The sequence below is a fragment of the Pseudomonas resinovorans NBRC 106553 genome (assembly GCF_000412695.1).
In the GTDB taxonomy this organism is placed as follows: domain Bacteria; phylum Pseudomonadota; class Gammaproteobacteria; order Pseudomonadales; family Pseudomonadaceae; genus Metapseudomonas; species Metapseudomonas resinovorans_A.
Genome location: NC_021499.1, coordinates 2525900 through 2541933, shown reverse-complemented (window position 1 = coordinate 2541933; position 16034 = coordinate 2525900). Strand labels below are relative to the sequence as shown.

The window sequence follows — 16034 nt, the reverse complement described above, 5'->3', positions numbered from 1 at the left end:
GGCCATGATTGGAGATGGCGGCAGCTCAGTCTGTAAGGTTCGTGCACTGCCGCTGATAGGCAGCGGGCGTGAGCCGATAGGCGCGGCGGAACCAGACACCCAGGTGGCTCTGGTCGGAGAAGCCCACCTCGGCCGCCACCTGCGAGGGCGCCATGCCCGTCGCGAGCAGTGCCCGAGCGGTGCGCAGACGAAGCCGCACGAGGTAAGCGTGGGGCGACTGACCGAAGGCTTTCTTGAATTGCCGCGTGAGCCTGAAGCGGTCGATTCCCGAGTAGGTGGCCAGTTCTTCCAGGCCGATGTCATCGGCCATCCGCGCATGGAGAAAGTCCCGCGCGCGGTGCATTTCCGCATCTGAGTCGCGCTTGAGGGATGGCGCCCTCAGGCACAGGTGCCGGGAGAGCAGTCCCAGCAGGTGATCCAGGCTCTGGTCACGGGCCAACCGGCCTTCGCCGTTGTGGATGGCCAGGAAGGCCTGATGTATAGCGCCGATCAACTGGGCATCGTCGCTCAGCGTGTGCTGGAAGGCCGCCTGGAGATTGGACGCATCACCCAGGCCCAGGCGCTCAGTCATACCGGAGACGTATGCCTGGGGGATGTAGAGCATCCCGTAGGTGAAGCCCTCCTCGTCCGGCGCATGCCCATCGTGCAACGCCCCCGGCTCGATGAGCATCGCGCTGCCCGGTGTGCTGGTATGCACGGCCTTGTGGCAATTGAACTGCTGCACGCCCTGGAAGGTGACCCCCACCAGCAGCTCGTCGTGATCGTGCGGGTCATAGGCATGGCCCTGGAAATGCGCATGCAGGCTCTCGATACCGGTGTCCTGGTCACGGCGAACATGAATCCAGTCGGAGCCAGAAGTGTCATTCAGTTCAAGCGTCATGGGTGAAACCAGCGGTCGGTCTCGGAGGGGCATCGAGCGCGGTAGCCGCCTGCTCGGCGAGGTTGCTCCTGAAAAAATACATCCCGTAATCTGCTTGCTCAAGCCGCGTCGATGAACGTCACAGGACAGGAGGACACATGATGGAAGCTGCAAGCGGAGCCAAACCGCTCTACCTGGACGACCTCGCGGTGGGCGACGTTTTCATCAGCGATACCCACCCACTGGATGCCCAGCAGATCGTCCAGTTCGCCTCGCAGTTCGACCCGCAACCGTTCCACCTGGACGCCGACGCGGCACAAGACACCTTTTTCCAGGGCCTGGCCGCGAGCGGCTGGCACACGACGGCGATCACCATGCGGCTCATCGTGCAGAGCCTGCCCCTTGCCAGAGGCGTGATCGGCGCCGGCGCCGAAGTGTCCTGGCCACAACCCACCCGTCCCGGTGATGTGCTCCAGGTCACCAGCCGGATAATCGAGATCATCCCGTCTCGTTCCAAGCCTGACCGTGGACTCATCGTCGTCGAGTGCATCACCTCGAACCAGGCCGGCCAGGTGCTGCAGCGCATGGTTACCAAGGTGCTGTGTTTCCGAAAGGAAGGCTGAGGAATCGAGGCAGCCATGACCCGCCGCGAGGGCGCGGTTCGAGCCGGCGTAGGTTGGCGTAGAGCGCAGCGAAACCCAACATGCGGTCTGCAACGCCCGCTGCTCGCCACGCCCGAAGCCCGCTTCAGATCTTCACCCTGGCACACCTCGACGCACCGCCACCCGAGCCCCTCAAGAGTCAGGTTCTACAAATGGTGGTGGACTACTTCCCCTGACGGTGAATCCGGGTCATCGGACACCGCCTAGAGCTTGAGGTTGAGCGACACGTAGGCGGTGCGGCCCGGCGCCGGCGAGAACATGGGTTGGTCGTCGCCGCCCCAGAAGAAGTTGTCGTACCAGACGTACTCGTACTCGCGGTCGGTCAGGTTCTTCACCTGGAGGTCCACGCTGGCGGCCGGCGAGAGGGTGTATTCCACGCTCGCGTCCAGCACCGCGAAGCCACCGAACTTGCCCTGCTCATTCAGCTCGTCGATGTAGTAGTCGCCCTGGGCCCGGGCCTGGAGGCCGAAGCGCCAGGCCTGGTCGAACTGGTAGTCGGTGCCGAGGTTGGAAATGTGCCGCGGGGTGGCAAAAACCTCGTTGCCGGCCAGGGACTGGCCGCCGGCGGTGAAGGCGCTCCTCACCTTGGCTTCCTGGTAGGCGTGGGAGGCCCAGACGCTCCAGCGTTCGTTGATCCGCGAAGCGACCTGCAGGTCGACCCCGCGCCGCCGGGTTTCCCCGAGGCCCACGGTGGTGCCGGTGCTGGGCATGTTCGCCACTTCGTCGGTGGCGTCCTGCTGCCACACGGCGATGCGCGCCTCGGTGCCGTCCACCGGCGTGAACTTGATGCCCACTTCCTTGCCGGTGTTGATGGAGGGGTCGAAGCTGGCCTGCCCGGGGGTCATGTAGGCCGGCGCCGTGGAGCCGGTGAGGATCTGGAAGGTGCGGCCCCAGTTGGCGTAGAGGCTGATCTCCGGGGTCAGGCTGTACACCACGCTGAGCTTGGGCTGCAGGATCGAACCGTAGTCCTGCAGGTCGGCCTCGACGCCGTTCGGCAGCTCGGTCTCGCCGTAGAAGCGGTCCACGCGGTAGGCCGGAATGATCTTCAGCGACTCGATGGGCTCGATCACCGCCTGCACATAGGCGCCGACGTTGTCGAGGGTGTAGGCGTCGTCGTTCTGGACGCGCGCCGGCGTGACGTCGAAGTCGGTCGGTACGCTGTAGTTGTAGCGAAAGCGGCGGTACTCGTTGTCCTGATGCTCGACGTTCAGGCCGCCTTCCAGGGTCAGCCAGTCGCTGGTGAGCCAGGCGAGGCTGCCGAGCATGCCGGTCTGGCGCTCGTCCCACTGGCGGCGCTGGCGCGGGGCGTTGCCCACCGGGTAGCTCGTGAAGGTCACCTTCCGGTCGTCTTCATAGCTGTTGTAGTAGAACTTGTTGCTCAGGCTCAGGTCGTCGCGCATCTGCCAGTCGAAGTGCACCGCCACCTGCTTCATGTCGCGGTCGTCGCCGTCGTTGGCGTTCTTCGGGTCGGAGCGGGTGCGGCTGGCGGCGAGTTCCTCGCGGGTCAGGAAGCCGGGCTCGTCTGCCTCGTGGTGATAGAGGCGGGTCACCAGGCCCAGTTTCATCAGGCCCTCGTCGTCGGTGTAGAACCACTTGCCGCCAAGCGAGTACTTGTCGGACTCGTCGTGCTCGCGATAACCATCGGAATACTGCTTGGCGAGGAAGTAGTTCTGCGCGAAGTTGCCCGATTCGCGGCCCACCGCCAGTTGCACCTCGCGGGTGTTGAAGCTGCCATAGGTCAGGCGGCTGTCGGTGTAGTTGCCGCCCTGGCGGGTGACGAAATTGATGTTGCCGGCGATGTTGTGCAGGCCGTAGCGCGGATCGTTGGTACCGCGCACCACCTCGATGTATTCGAGATCGAGGGGGAACACCATGTCGATGAAGCGCTGGTTGCCGCTGTTGACGTTGCTCGGCACGCCATCGATCAGCGTCTTGATGCCATTGATGTAGCCCTCGCCATTGAAGGCCCGGAAGGTGGCCTTGCCGGACTCGGCGCCCTGGCGGGTCTCGGTGAGCTGGATGCCGGGCATCTGGCCCAGCAGTTCCCAGCTGTTGCGCACGTTTTGCCTTTCGATCCTGTCGGCGCCGAGAACATCCACCGAGGTCAGGACGCTGCTGCTGCCGGCCTGCAGCCGTTGACCTGCGCTACCGTCCACCTGGACCTCGCCGAGGGTGATGGTGGATTCACCGTTCTCTTCAGCGTGGCTGCCCGTGCTGGCGAGCGCGGCCAATACCGCCAGGGGAACGAGTTCGTACTTCATCCTGTGTCCTTGCATGTCTGTCGAGGTGATCCGGGGAGTGCTGCGAAGCGGCTGGAGCGGTCAGCTCCGCAAGCAGCGGAGTACTGCGCGAAGCTGGCAGTCGGATGGCGTGATACGTAATAATATTACATTACCTATTCCAACAGTAGTTTTCCATGACGGAGACAGCTTCCTCCCGACTGCACTCCATCGATGCCCTTCGCGGCCTGGTGATCCTCTTCATGCTGCTCGACCACGTCCGCGAGACCTTCTACCTGCACATGCAGGTGAGCGATCCGATGGACGTGGGCCAGACCGAACCCGCTCTGTTCTTCAGTCGCACCCTGGCGCACCTGTGCGCGCCGGCCTTCGTCTTCCTCACCGGCCTCTCGGCGTTCCTCTATGGGGAGAAGCACGAAGGCCGGGCGGCGGTCTCGAGCTTTCTCTTCAAGCGCGGGCTGTTCCTGGTGGCGCTGGAAATCACCCTGGTGAACTTCGCCTGGACCTTTCAGCTGCCGCCCAGCGTCCTCTACCTGCAGGTGATCTGGGTCATCGGCCTGAGCATGCTGGCGCTCTCGGTGCTGGCCTGGCTGCCGCGCGCCGTACTGGCGGGCCTCGGCCTGTTGCTGGTGGCAGGTCACAACCTGCTGGATGGTTTGCACTTCATGCCGGGCGACTGGGCGTACGTTCCCTGGGCGATCCTGCATGACCGTGGCTGGATCGAAGTCGGTGACGTCCTGCGTTTGCGAACCTCCTACCCGTTGCTGCCATGGATCGGCGTTATCGCGCTGGGCTATGCCGCCGGTCCCTGGTTCGGCCGAATGGCGGACGCCACCCAACGCCGGCGCAACCTGCTGCTCTGTGCCGCCACCGGGCTGGGTGGCTTCGTGCTGCTGAGGCTGTTCAATGGCTACGGCGAAAAGCCCTGGACCATGGGGGAGACTGCGCTGCAGACCGTGATGGGTTTCCTGAACATCACCAAGTACCCGCCGTCGCTGCTCTTCCTGGCGCTGACCCTGGGCATCGGCCTCCTGCTGCTGGTGTTCTTCGAACGTCGTGGCGAGCGTCCCCTGGTACGCCTGCTGGCCGTGTTCGGCGCGGCGCCGATGTTCTTCTACCTGCTGCACCTCTATGTGCTGAAGCTGCTGTATCTCGCCTGCGTGGCGACCTGGGGGCTGAACCACGGGCAGCATTTCGGCTTCGACTCGATGGGAGCCATCTGGCTGTGTTCGTTGCTGTTGATCGTCGCGCTCTACCCGCCCGTACGCTGGTTCGCCCGGCTCAAGGCACGTCGCCGCGACATCGCCTGGCTGAAATACCTCTGAGCCGGGAACGCTTGACGTTGATGTATGCGATGTCCCTGCAGATCCCTTTCCTCGAACTGCGCCAGGCCTTTGCCGACCGGCGTTTCGTCGGCGCCCTGCTCCTGGCCAACTTCGTGCTGCTGGCCCCTACCCTGGGCGCCTTCAGCGCCCGACTGTTCGGGCTGGCCGCGCCCGCCGCCCGGGCGGTGGCGTTCAGTTCGGCCACGCGCAATTCCCTGGCGGTGCTGCCGCTGGCCCTGGCGCTGCCGGAGTCCATTCGCGGGCTCGCGGCGGCGGCGGTGATCACCCAGACCCTGGTGGAGCTGGTGGGTGAGCTGATCTACCTGCGGGCCATTCCGGCCCTGGTGCATGGCCGCCGGGAAAACACCCGGTCCGGCCGCGTTCAATCCGGCAGGAAGCTCATCTCGCGGCTTTCCCCCAGGAGGAACGCGCGATTGTGCTCGGCGCTGTCGCGCAGGTACTCCGCCGCCAGGGCGATGCGTTTCAGCTTGCGCAGGTCTTCCCGGTAGTACATCCAGAACTGCCGGGTGACCTCCACCTGCCCCGGCAGCACTTCCACCAGGCGCGGATCGGGTCCGGCGAGGAAGCACGGCAGGATGGCCATGGCGCGGCCCTGCAGGGCCGCGTGGTACTGGGCGATCACGCTGGTGCTGCGCAGGTGGGTGACGGCGCCGGGGATCACGTCCTCCAGGTAGAGCAGCTCAGGGCTGAAGGCCAGGTCATCCACGTAGGTGATGAAGGCGCGCCCGGCCAGGTCCTCGCGGCGTTCCACCGGCCCCTGGCGCTCCAGGTAGCCGGGGGTGGCGTAGAGCCGCAATCGGTAGTCGCACAGCCGCGAGCAGACATAGGGGCCGCGCTCGGGGCGTTCCAGGGCGATGGCGATATCCGCGTCGCGGCGCGACAGGCTGATGAAGTGCGGCACCGGCAGGATGTCCACCGAGATATGCGGGTAGCGGTCCTGGAAGCGGCTCATCTGCGCCGTCACGAAATAGGAGCCGAAACCCTCGGTGGCACCGATGCGCAGGTGCCCCGACAGCGCCAGGCTGGTGCCCGACACCTGCTCGCAGGCCGCCTGCAGGGTGCTCTCCAGGGATTCGGCGTAGCTCAACAGGCGCTGCCCTTCCGGCGTCAGCACGAATCCGGCATTGCGTGACTTCTCGAACAACAGCGCGCCCATGCCCTGCTCCAGGGCGCGGATTCGCCGCGATACGGTGGTGTAGTCCACGTCCAGGCGCCGGGCGGCGGTGCTGGCGGTGCGGGTACGCGCCACTTCGAGGAAGTACTTGAGGTCGTCCCAGTTCAGGCGGCCCACTGAGTTAGGAGTTTTTTGCATATCCAACCGGCTTTTTTGGCTGTTCCATAGTGAAATTCTGCCTATCTATACTCGCTCAAACGCCCCCTGGCCAGATCCGGGGAGCAGCCGCCAGACAACAACAAAGGAACGGCGAGCATGAGCGACACCCTGCACCCCTTCGTAGCTGCCCGAGACTTCCTGCTGGCTCACCGTACCGACTACGACACCGCGGTACGCCACTTCAAATGGCCGGAGCTCGGTTCGTTCAACTGGGCGCTGGATTACTTCGATGTCATGGCCAGGGGCAACGATGCCCCGGCGCTCTGGATAGTCGGCGACCAGGGCCGCGAACAGCGCTTCAGCTTCCAGGACCTGTCCACCCGTTCCAACCGCGTGGCCAACCACCTGCGCCAGCTTGGCGTGAAGCGCGGCGAGCGCATCCTGCTGATGCTCGGCAACGAGGTGGCGCTGTGGGACATCATGCTCGCCGCCTTCAAGCTCGGCGCCGTGCTGATCCCGGCCACCGCCCTGCTCACCGCCGACGACCTGCGCGACCGCCTGGAGCGCGGCCGGGTCAGCCATGTGATCGCCGGCAGCGCCAGCACCGGCAAGTTCGACGGCCTGGCCGACAGCCTGGGCCGCATCGCCGTCGGCGAGCAGGTCGCAGGCTGGGCCAGCCACGCCGATGCGCTGGCCTGCTCCGACGAGTTCGTCGCCGATGGCCCGACGCAGGCCAGCGACCCGCTGCTGCTCTACTTCACCTCCGGCACCACCTCCAAGCCCAAGCTGGTACTGCACAGCCACCAGAGCTACCCGGTGGGCCACCTCTCCACCCTCTACTGGATCGGCCTGCAACCCGGCGACGTGCACCTGAACATCTCCTCCCCCGGCTGGGCCAAGCACGCCTGGAGCTGCTTCTTCGCCCCCTGGAACGCCGGCGCCTGCGTGTTCATCTACGACGTCCCGCGCTTCTCCGCCAAGGGCCTGCTGGAAACCCTGGCCAGCCACCGCGTCACCAGCCTCTGCGCGCCGCCCACGGTGTGGCGCATGCTGGTGCAGGAAGACCTCGCCGCGTACCGGTCGCGCCTGTCCCTGCGGGAACTGGTGGGCGCCGGCGAGCCGATGAACCCGGAAATCATCGAACACATCCGCGAGGCCTGGGGCCTGGACCTGCGCGACGGCTTCGGCCAGACCGAAACCACCGCGCAGATCGGCAACACGCCGGGGCAGGCGCTCAAGCCCGGCTCCATGGGCCGCCCCCTGCCCGGCTACCGCGTGGTGCTGCTGGACGGCGACGGCAACCCCCGCGAGGAAGGCGAAGTGGCCCTGCAACTGGCGCCGCGTCCCCTGGGCCTGATGACCTGCTACGAAGACAGCCCGGAGAAGACCGCCGAGGTCACCCGTGGCGGCCACTACCGCACCGGCGATACCGCCATCCGCGACGCCGACGGCTACATCACCTTCGTCGGTCGCGCCGACGACGTGTTCAAGTCCTCGGACTACCGCATCAGCCCCTTCGAGCTGGAGAGCGCGCTGATCGAGCATGAAGCGGTGATGGAAGTGGCCATCGTGCCCAGCCCCGACCCGGTGCGCCTGGCGGTGCCCAAGGCGTTCCTCATCCTCGCGCCGGGCCATGCGCCCAGCGCCGAACTGGCCGCCGCGCTGCTCGCCTTCGCCCGCGAACACCTGGCGCCCTACAAGCGGGTGCGGCGCCTGGAGTTCGTCAGCGAACTGCCCAAGACCATTTCCGGAAAGATCCGCCGCGTGGAGCTGCGCCGGATCGAGCTGCAGCGCAGCCAGGAAAAGACCCGGGTCGAGCTGGAGTTCTTCGAGGAAGACTTCCCGGCCCTGCGTGGCGACACCGCCCGCTGAATCCATTGTTCATAAACCGGGGGCGCCTGCGCCCTGACATCACTCGAGACAGGACCCACTCCATGAGCCAGAACACCTCCACCCCCACCGTCAAGCTGCTGATCGGCGGCGAGCTGGTCGAGTCCCGCAGCAGCCAATGGCGCGACGTGGTCAACCCGGCCACCCAGGAAGTCCTGGCCCGCGTGCCCTTCGCCACCGAGGACGAGATGAACGCCGCCGTGGCCAGCGCCAGGGAAGCCTTCAAGACCTGGCGCAAGACCCCCATCGGCGCCCGCGCCCGGGTCTTCCTCAAGTACCAGCAACTGATCCGCGAGAACATGAAGGAGCTGGCGGCGCTGCTCACCGCCGAACAGGGCAAGACCCTGCCGGACGCTGAGGGCGACATCTTCCGAGGCCTGGAGGTGGTGGAGCACGCCGCCAACATCGGCACCCTGCAGATGGGCGAGCTTGCCAACAACGTCGCCAGCGGCGTCGACACCTACACCCTCAACCAGCCCCTGGGCGTCTGCGCGGGCATCACCCCGTTCAACTTCCCGGCGATGATCCCGCTGTGGATGTTCCCCATGGCGATCGCCACCGGCAACACCTTCGTCCTCAAGCCCTCCGAGCAGGACCCGATGGTGACCATGCGCCTGGCCGAACTGGCCATGGAAGCCGGCGTTCCGCCGGGCGTGCTCAACGTCATCCACGGCGGCGCCGACGCGGTGAACCTGCTCTGCGACCACCCGGATATCAAGGCCGTGTCCTTCGTCGGTTCGACCAAGGTAGGCACCCATGTCTACAACCGCGCCACCGCCAACGGCAAACGCGCGCAATGCATGATGGGCGCGAAGAACCACGCCATCGTCCTGCCCGACGCGCACAAGCAACAGACCCTCAACAACCTCGCCGGTGCCGCCTTCGGTGCGGCCGGCCAGCGCTGCATGGCGCTCTCGGTGGTGATCCTGGTGGGTGAGGCGCAGAACTGGCTGCCGGAGCTGGTGGAGAAGGCCAAGAGCCTGAAGATCGGCGCCGGTGTCGAAGCCGGTACCGATGTCGGCCCGGTGGTCTCCTGCGCCGCGCTGGATCGCGTCAGCAGCCTGATCGCCGCCGGCGAGAAGGATGGCGCGAAGCTGGTGCTCGATGGCCGCGACCCGCAGGTGTCCGGCTACGCCAACGGCAACTTCGTCGGACCGACCATCTTCGCCGGCGTCACCCCGGAGATGACCATCTACCGCGAAGAGATCTTCGGGCCGGTGCTCTGCGTCGTCAGCGCCGCCACCCTGGACGAGGCCATCGCCTTCATCAACGCCAACCCCAACGGCAACGGCACCGCCCTGTTCACCCGCTCCGGCGCCGCCGCGCGGCACTTCCAGGAAGAGATCGACGTGGGCCAGGTGGGCATCAACGTGCCGATCCCGGTGCCGGTGCCGCTGTTCTCCTTCACCGGCTCGCGCGCCTCCAAGCTCGGCGACCTCGGCCCCTACGGCAAGCAGGTGGTGCAGTTCTATACCCAGACCAAGACCGTCACCTCGCGCTGGTTCGACGAGGACGAAGTCGGCACCGCCGTGAACACCACCATCACCCTCAAGTAATCACCGGACTCCGTAGGTTGGGTAGAGCGCAGCGAAACCCAACGCCCCTTGTTGGGCTTCGCTGCGCTCAGCGCCAACCCAAGAGAGCGAGAACTCATCTATGAATATCGGTTTTATCGGACTCGGCAACATGGGCGGCCCCATGGCCCTCAACCTGGCGAAGGCGGGCCATCGGCTGCACGTCTTCGACCTTTCGCAGCTGGCTGTGGCGCAATTGGTGGAGGCCGGCGCGCGCTCCCTGGACTCCCCCGCCGCCGTGGCCCGCGCCGGCGTCGAGGTGATCATCAGCATGCTGCCGGCGGCGCAGCATGTGAAATCCGTCTACCTCGGCGAGGACGGCCTGCTGGCCAACGTTCCCAAGGGTGTGCTGCTGATCGACAGTTCCACCATCGACCCCCACAGCGCCCGCGAAGTGGCCGCCGCCGCCAGCAAGCAGGGCAACCCGATGCTCGACGCGCCGGTCTCCGGCGGCACCGGCGGCGCCGCGGCCGGCACCCTGACCTTCATGGTCGGCGGCGCCGCGGCGGACTTCGACCGCGCCCACCCGGTGCTCAGCGCCATGGGCCGCAACATCGTGCACTGCGGGGATTCGGGCAACGGCCAGGTCGCCAAGGTGGCCAACAACATGCTGTTGGGCATCTCCATGATAGGCGTGGCCGAAGCCATGAGTCTGGGCGTGTCCCTGGGCATGGATGCCAAGACCCTGGCGGGCATCCTCAACACCTCCAGCGGCCGCTGCTGGAGCTCGGAGATCAACAACCCCTACCCCGGCGTGCTGGAAAACGCCCCGGCCTCGCGCGGCTACAGCGGCGGCTTCGGCAGCGACCTGATGCTCAAGGACCTGGGCCTGGCCACCGAGGCGGCCAAGCAGATCCGCCAACCGGTGATCCTCGGCGCGCTGGCCCAGCAGCTCTACCAGAGCTTCAGCCTGCAAGGCCATGGCGGCCTGGACTTCTCCGCGATCATCAAGCTCTACCAGAAGGACCTCTGAACGGCGCATTGCACCTTTCAGATCGCTCGATGACGATTGGCGCGGGGCCCAGGCCCTGCGCCTTTTTTTCAGGCTTTGGCAATCTGGTGTGAGGATTCGTTGCCCAGCTCATTGCCATGCGGGCCTTGGCTTTCTGTTTCGCCCTCCCGGGCGAGTCACTTCTTTCAAACGCCAAAGAAGTAACCAAGAACGCTTGCCCCGACATCCGGGTTTGGCTACGCCAAACTCCCCTCCTGAAGGGGCGCTTTGCGCGGCGTCATCTTCCTTGCTTCGTTTCAGGTTGGTATGGGCATCAGCTTCGTAGGATGGGTTGAGCTTGCGATACCCATCAGCTTTGTCCGCATGGGTATCGCTCCGCTCAACCCATCCTACGTCACTGGTATGGGCATCAGGACTGCCTGGCACTTGCCGGCGCGAGTCACCCCTCGCCCGCTTGCGGGAGAGGGGCGGGGGAGAGGGAAGCTTTCGCAGGCAGGAAGACATGGCAATCACACAAAATTGCCAACCCAGCACCCTCGCACCACTCCCTCGACATTCCGCGAAGAACGACTCCTCGCCTCAGCCCACCGATTCCAGCAACCCGCCCAGCGCCTGCAACGGGCGCACCGCGCGCGGCAGCGACTCGCGGCGCTTGCCGGCGAACTGATAGACCGACTGGGCGATGTCGTCGGCGCGCACCGGCAGTACCGACAGCAGGGTATCGCTGAGGCCATGGCTCGCCTGGCAGAAGCCCTGCATGTAGACGGCGGGCTTGAAGCGCGCATCGGTGACCACGCGGTAGTCGCGACCCACCTCGAAGTCATTGAGGTATTCGGCCACCGGCGCCAGCAGTTCGCGGTGCATCTGTCGCTCGTAACCGGTGGCCAGCACCACCGCGTCGTAGACATGGGCTTCCACCTCGCCGCTGGCCGTGTTGCGCAGGGTGATGGCGATGCCGGCGCCGCTGGCCTCCACCTTCTCCACCTTGCGCAGGCAGCGGAACGCGTGGCGCTGCCGACCGGAGACCTTCTGCCGGTAGAAGATTCCGTAGATGCGCTCGATCAGGTCCAGGTCCACTACCGAGTAGTTGGTGTTGTGGTACTCACCGATGATGCGCTCGCGGTCGGCGCTGGGCTGGCGGAACACCAGGTCGGTGAAGTCCGGGGAGAAGATCTCGTTGACGAAGGGGCTGTCGTCCGCCGGCTTGAGGGACGAACCGCGCAGGATCATGTCGACCTTGACGCAGGGGTAGCTGTCATTGAGGTCGATGAAGGCCTCCGCCGCGCTCTGCCCGCCGCCGATGATGGCGATGCGCATGGGCGTGCCCCCCACGCAGGGCTGCTGGGCCATGCGCTCCAGGTACTGGGCGTGGTGGAAAACCCGGCCATCGTTGCGCAGATGCACGAAGGGCGCCGGAATGCGCGGCGTGCCGCCCACGCTGACCACCACAGAACGGGTGCTGCGCGCGATCTCGCGGCCGTCGGCGTCCTGGGAAATCACCCGCAGGCTGTCCACGTTGCCGCCGTTGACCAGGGGCTCGACCCGCACCACCTGCTCGCCATAGCTGGCCTGTTCGCTGAAGTGGCTGGCGACCCAGCGCAGGTAGTCGTTGAACTCCATGCGGCAGGGATAGAAGGTGCCGAGGTTGATGAAGTCCACCAGGCGGCCGTGCTTGTGCAGGTAGTTGACGAAGGAGTACGGGCTGGTGGGATTGCGCAGGGACACCAGGTCCTTGAGGAAGGAAATCTGCAGTTCGCTCTGGGCCACCAGGGTGTTGCCATGCCAGCGGTAGTCGGCCTGGCGGTCGATGAACAGGGAACGCAGCGCGCCGTGCTCGCCGGACAGTTCTTCCAGCGCGATAGCCAGGGCGATGTTCGAAGGGCCGAATCCTATACCGACCAGATCCAGGTCGGTCGGGGTGTGAATCGGGGTCATCTCGTAGTCCTCTGAGTCGTGGGCCGGGCCAGGCGTTGGGGCATGCCGGCGGCATGCGTGCTCAGAAGTAACGAGATGTGTTCCGGGAAATTTAGAGGAAGGGGGAGTCGTGTTGTAGGAGTGATTTCAATCGCGATGGACGGCGCAGCCGTCCCGCTTGAGCCCGGGCAGGACTGTGTCCTGGTTCGCGAATGAATTCGCTCCTACCCCTCGCGAACCTTCGCGAGCAGAGCTCGCTCCTACGTGATGCGCCGATCTGAGCGGGTGCGCCGTCAGCCGCCCCACTCCTGGATACGCAGGCGGCAATGCTTCATGGCGTTGACGATGTGCTTCTCCACCATGCCCTTGGAGATGTCCAGGCGCTCGGCGATCTCGCCGTGAGCCATGCCCTCGATCTTGCGCAGCAGGAACGCATCGCGGCAGACGGCGGGGAGTTCTTCGAGGGCGCGCTCGACCATATCCAGGCGCTGCTTCTGGTAGAGGGTGGTCTGCGGCGAATGGACGCGCGGCCCCTCCTCCTGCTCCAGCACTTCCAGTGGCTCGCTGCGACGCACCAGCCGGCGCCGGTGCTCGTCGATGGAGAGGTTGATGGCGGTGCGATAGAGAAAGGCCCGTGGCTGCTCGATGGCGTCCTGTCGCGCCCGCTCCAGCACCCGCAGATAGGCGTCGTGGGCGACGTCGGAAGCCAGATGACGATCGCCCAAGGTCGACGTCAGGTACTTCACCAGTTCCCGGTAGTAAGAATCCACCATCAGTTACCCGCCTTACCGCCGAAATACTTCCTGGAACCGGTGAAAATGTGAACAATGCCCGGTACTGGCACTTAGACCTCGCCAAATTTATAATAATTCTCATGAACATTTGAAGCCTGCTCGCCGATTTACTCCCACATCGCTGGCCCGCACTGGATCGACTCTCCCTATGAACACGCCGACGCCCGCCACCTCCCAGGGCGAAAAGCTCACCGAAGATGCCGCCTACTGGTGCATGCGCCTGCACGACGAGGACTGCACCGACGAGGAGCGCCTGGCGTTTCAGCGCTGGGTGGAAGCGGATCCGGAGCACGCCCGCGAGTTCGCCGAGATGCTGGAGATCTGGGAGATTTCCTCCGCGCTGCCGAGCAGCGCCAGCCCCCTGGCGCGGGAGCCGGCCAGCGTCATCGAGTTCCCCAGGCCGATGCCGCGCCAACCGAGCCGCCTGCGCCGCTTCGCGGTGGCCGCCGCCGTCGCCTTCTTCGCCCTGCCGGTGATCGGCTACACCGGCTGGTCCCTGGGCCTGCTGCCCAACGACTACCGCCGCTATGAAGCCGAGAACAGCCGCCGACACGTGGAGCTGCCCGACGGCAGCGAGGTGGACCTGAACCTGGGCACCCGCCTCACCTTCGCCAATTTCAAGAACCGTCGCAGTGTGTCCCTGAGCGAAGGCGAAGCCTACTTCCACGTCAGCCACGACACCCAGCACCCCTTCGTGGTCAGCGCCGGCAGTGGCACCGTCACCGTCACCGGCACCCGCTTCAACGTCTGGAAGTACCAGGACGAGGTGGTGGTCACCGTCACCGAAGGCTCGGTGCGGGTCAGCAGCGACGACCAGCACAACCAGGGCAGCACCCTCACCCCCGGCATGCAGGCGCGCTACCACAGCCAGGACTACCTGCCCGCCGTGGGCCCGGCCGACACCGCCGCCATCCTGGCCTGGCGCGACGGCAAGCTGATCCTCGACGACATGAGCCTGGCCGAGGCCCTGCCGCTGATAAACCGCTACCTCGACCAGCCGGTGCTGCTGGCGGACCAGTCCACCGCGCGCCTTCGCGTCGGCGGCATCTACAACACCGACGACATCGCCGGCCTGGTCAACACCCTGCCCAAGGTCCTGCCGCTGAGCATCAGCAAGAACGAAGAAGGCAGCACGGTGATCGGCCTGCGCTGAGCCCGGGCAAGCCGTTCCTCCAGGTGTAGGGGCGATTTCAATCGCCAAGGGCGACGCAGTCGCCCCTTCAAGGCCGCTGCGCCCCCCCGGCCCGCGAGCGGCGCCACGGCCAAGGCAGCACCTCCTCCTTAAATTCCCCTCGCCTCCCTTCGTCCAGACAGGGATGCGCCATTCCCATCACTGACGCCGGACGCCGTTGCATGCGAAGTAGCCGTACCAAAGCCTGGGCCCTCACCCTTCTCCCCCTCGCCGCGCTGAGCCTCGCCGGCTGGCAGGCCTTCGCCCCCGGCGAGGCGCAACCGACCACCGTCGCCGCCGCCCGCGCCGACCTGGAAAGCAGCGTCACCGCCCTCGGCACCCTGCAACCGCGTCGCTATGTCGATGTCGGCGCCCAGGCCTCTGGGCAGGTGCTGCGCCTGCACGCGGAAGTGGGCGACGAGGTGAAGGAAGGCCAGTTGCTGCTGGAGATCGACCCCTCCACCCAACGCGCCAAGGTCGACGCCGGCCACGCCCAGATCGACAGCCTCAAGGCGCAGCTCGAAGAGCAGCATGCCCAGCACGACCTGGCCCGCCAGCAGCACCAGCGCCAGACCCTTCTGGCCAACAGCGGCGCCACCCGCGACGAAGACCTGCAGGCCGCGCAGGCGCAACTGCGCGCCACCCAGGCCAAGCTGAAGATGCTCAAGGCGCAGATCCGCCAGGCCGAGGCCACCCTGCGCAGCGACGAGGCGGAACTCGGCTACACCCGCATCTACGCGCCCATCTCCGGCACAGTGGTGGCCCTCGACGCCCGCGTCGGCCAGACCCTCAACGCCCTGGAACAGACGCCCCTGGTGATGCGCATCGCGCGGCTCTCGCCGATGACCGTCTGGGCCCAGGTATCCGAAGCGGACATCGGCCGGGTCAAGCCCGGCATGACCGCCTACTTCACCACTCTCGGTGGCGAGGGCCGGCGCTGGCAGGGCAAGGTCCGGCAGATCCTGCCGGTGCCGCCCCGTCCGCTGGAGCAGATGAACCAGGGCGGCGGCAGCCCGGTCAGCGGCACCGGCCAGGGCGCGGGCAGCGGTCGCGTGGTGCTCTACAGCGTGCTGCTGGACGTGGACAACGACGACCACACCCTGCTGCCGGAAATGACCGCCCAGGTGTTCTTCGTGGCCGCCAGCGCCAAGGACACCCTCAGCGTGCCCCTGGCCGCGCTGCAGCCCATCGACGGCAAACCCGGCACCTACCAGGCCCGCGTGCTCGACGAGGACGGCAACGCCCAGGCGCGGGAAGTGCGCACCGGCGTGCGCGACCGACTGCGCATCCAGGTGCTGTCCGGCCTGGAAGAAGGCGAACGCCTGCTGGTCGGCCCCGTCGCCGACGAAAGCTGAGGCC

Annotated in this window: 12 protein-coding genes and 2 pseudogenes; 9 read left to right on the top strand and 5 right to left on the bottom strand. The window is 66.2% G+C overall.

Annotated elements, in window-relative coordinates; genetic code table 11:
• Window positions 1-25: 25 nt before the first annotated feature.
• Entirely contained in the window at window positions 26-880 is an 855-nt protein-coding gene (locus PCA10_RS11425) for an AraC family transcriptional regulator (protein WP_016492233.1), read from the bottom strand.
• 137 nt (window positions 881-1017) lie between these two features.
• Between PCA10_RS11425 and PCA10_RS11420 the strand changes: the two genes are divergently transcribed.
• Window positions 1018-1482, top strand: coding sequence for a MaoC family dehydratase (locus PCA10_RS11420; protein WP_016492232.1), 465 nt, complete (start codon window positions 1018-1020; stop codon window positions 1480-1482).
• A gap of 128 nt (window positions 1483-1610) precedes the next feature.
• Window positions 1611-1691, top strand: a pseudogene (locus PCA10_RS30945) (GNAT family N-acetyltransferase); the annotation flags it as partial.
• Between the two features lie 33 nt (window positions 1692-1724).
• Here PCA10_RS30945 and PCA10_RS11415 read toward each other — a convergent pair.
• Window positions 1725-3782 carry a TonB-dependent receptor gene (locus PCA10_RS11415; protein WP_016492231.1) on the bottom strand — a complete coding sequence of 686 codons (2058 nt, stop codon included), beginning with the start codon at window positions 3780-3782 and terminating at the stop codon, window positions 1725-1727.
• 155 nt (window positions 3783-3937) lie between these two features.
• Here PCA10_RS11415 and PCA10_RS11410 point away from each other — a divergent pair, with 155 nt between their 5' ends.
• Both PCA10_RS11410 and PCA10_RS29570 read left to right on the top strand, forming a co-directional pair.
• The gene (locus PCA10_RS11410) at window positions 3938-5086 is read left to right on the top strand and encodes an acetyltransferase domain-containing protein (RefSeq protein ID WP_016492230.1); all 1149 of its coding nucleotides are present in this window, start codon (window positions 3938-3940) and stop codon (window positions 5084-5086) included.
• Between the two features lie 110 nt (window positions 5087-5196).
• Window positions 5197-5433, top strand: a pseudogene (locus tag PCA10_RS29570) (arsenic resistance protein); the annotation flags it as partial.
• A 35-nt stretch (window positions 5434-5468) separates the two neighbouring features.
• Here PCA10_RS29570 and PCA10_RS11405 read toward each other — a convergent pair.
• Window positions 5469-6419 (bottom strand): LysR family transcriptional regulator, encoded by a 951-nt coding sequence (locus tag PCA10_RS11405; RefSeq protein ID WP_016492228.1) that lies wholly within the window; start codon window positions 6417-6419, stop codon window positions 5469-5471.
• Window positions 6420-6536: 117 nt separating this feature from the next.
• On the opposite strand from PCA10_RS11405, the gene PCA10_RS11400 reads away from it, so the two are divergent.
• The 3 genes from PCA10_RS11400 to mmsB all read left to right on the top strand — a co-directional run bounded on the left by PCA10_RS11400 (window position 6537) and on the right by mmsB (window position 10817).
• On the top strand, window positions 6537-8252 hold the full coding sequence (locus PCA10_RS11400; protein WP_016492227.1) for an AMP-binding protein: 1716 nt from the start codon (window positions 6537-6539) through the stop codon (window positions 8250-8252).
• A 62-nt stretch (window positions 8253-8314) separates the two neighbouring features.
• Entirely contained in the window at window positions 8315-9826 is a 1512-nt protein-coding gene (locus tag PCA10_RS11395; protein ID WP_016492226.1) for a CoA-acylating methylmalonate-semialdehyde dehydrogenase, read from the top strand.
• A gap of 100 nt (window positions 9827-9926) precedes the next feature.
• Window positions 9927-10817: a 3-hydroxyisobutyrate dehydrogenase gene (gene mmsB / locus PCA10_RS11390; RefSeq protein ID WP_016492225.1), complete on the top strand. Its 891-nt coding sequence runs from the start codon at window positions 9927-9929 to the stop codon at window positions 10815-10817.
• 558 nt (window positions 10818-11375) lie between these two features.
• Here mmsB and PCA10_RS11385 read toward each other — a convergent pair.
• Window positions 11376-12731 carry a lysine N(6)-hydroxylase/L-ornithine N(5)-oxygenase family protein gene (locus tag PCA10_RS11385; protein WP_016492224.1) on the bottom strand — a complete coding sequence of 452 codons (1356 nt, stop codon included), beginning with the start codon at window positions 12729-12731 and terminating at the stop codon, window positions 11376-11378.
• Between the two features lie 272 nt (window positions 12732-13003).
• Entirely contained in the window at window positions 13004-13483 is a 480-nt protein-coding gene (locus PCA10_RS11380) for a sigma-70 family RNA polymerase sigma factor (protein WP_016492223.1), read from the bottom strand.
• Window positions 13484-13652: 169 nt separating this feature from the next.
• Between PCA10_RS11380 and PCA10_RS11375 the strand changes: the two genes are divergently transcribed.
• Together PCA10_RS11375 and PCA10_RS11370 are read left to right on the top strand one after the other, a co-directional pair.
• Entirely contained in the window at window positions 13653-14657 is a 1005-nt protein-coding gene (locus PCA10_RS11375) for a FecR family protein (protein ID WP_016492222.1), read from the top strand.
• Window positions 14658-14857: 200 nt separating this feature from the next.
• The gene (locus PCA10_RS11370) at window positions 14858-16030 is read left to right on the top strand and encodes an efflux RND transporter periplasmic adaptor subunit (protein WP_016492221.1); all 1173 of its coding nucleotides are present in this window, start codon (window positions 14858-14860) and stop codon (window positions 16028-16030) included.
• Window positions 16031-16034: the final 4 nt, after the last annotated feature.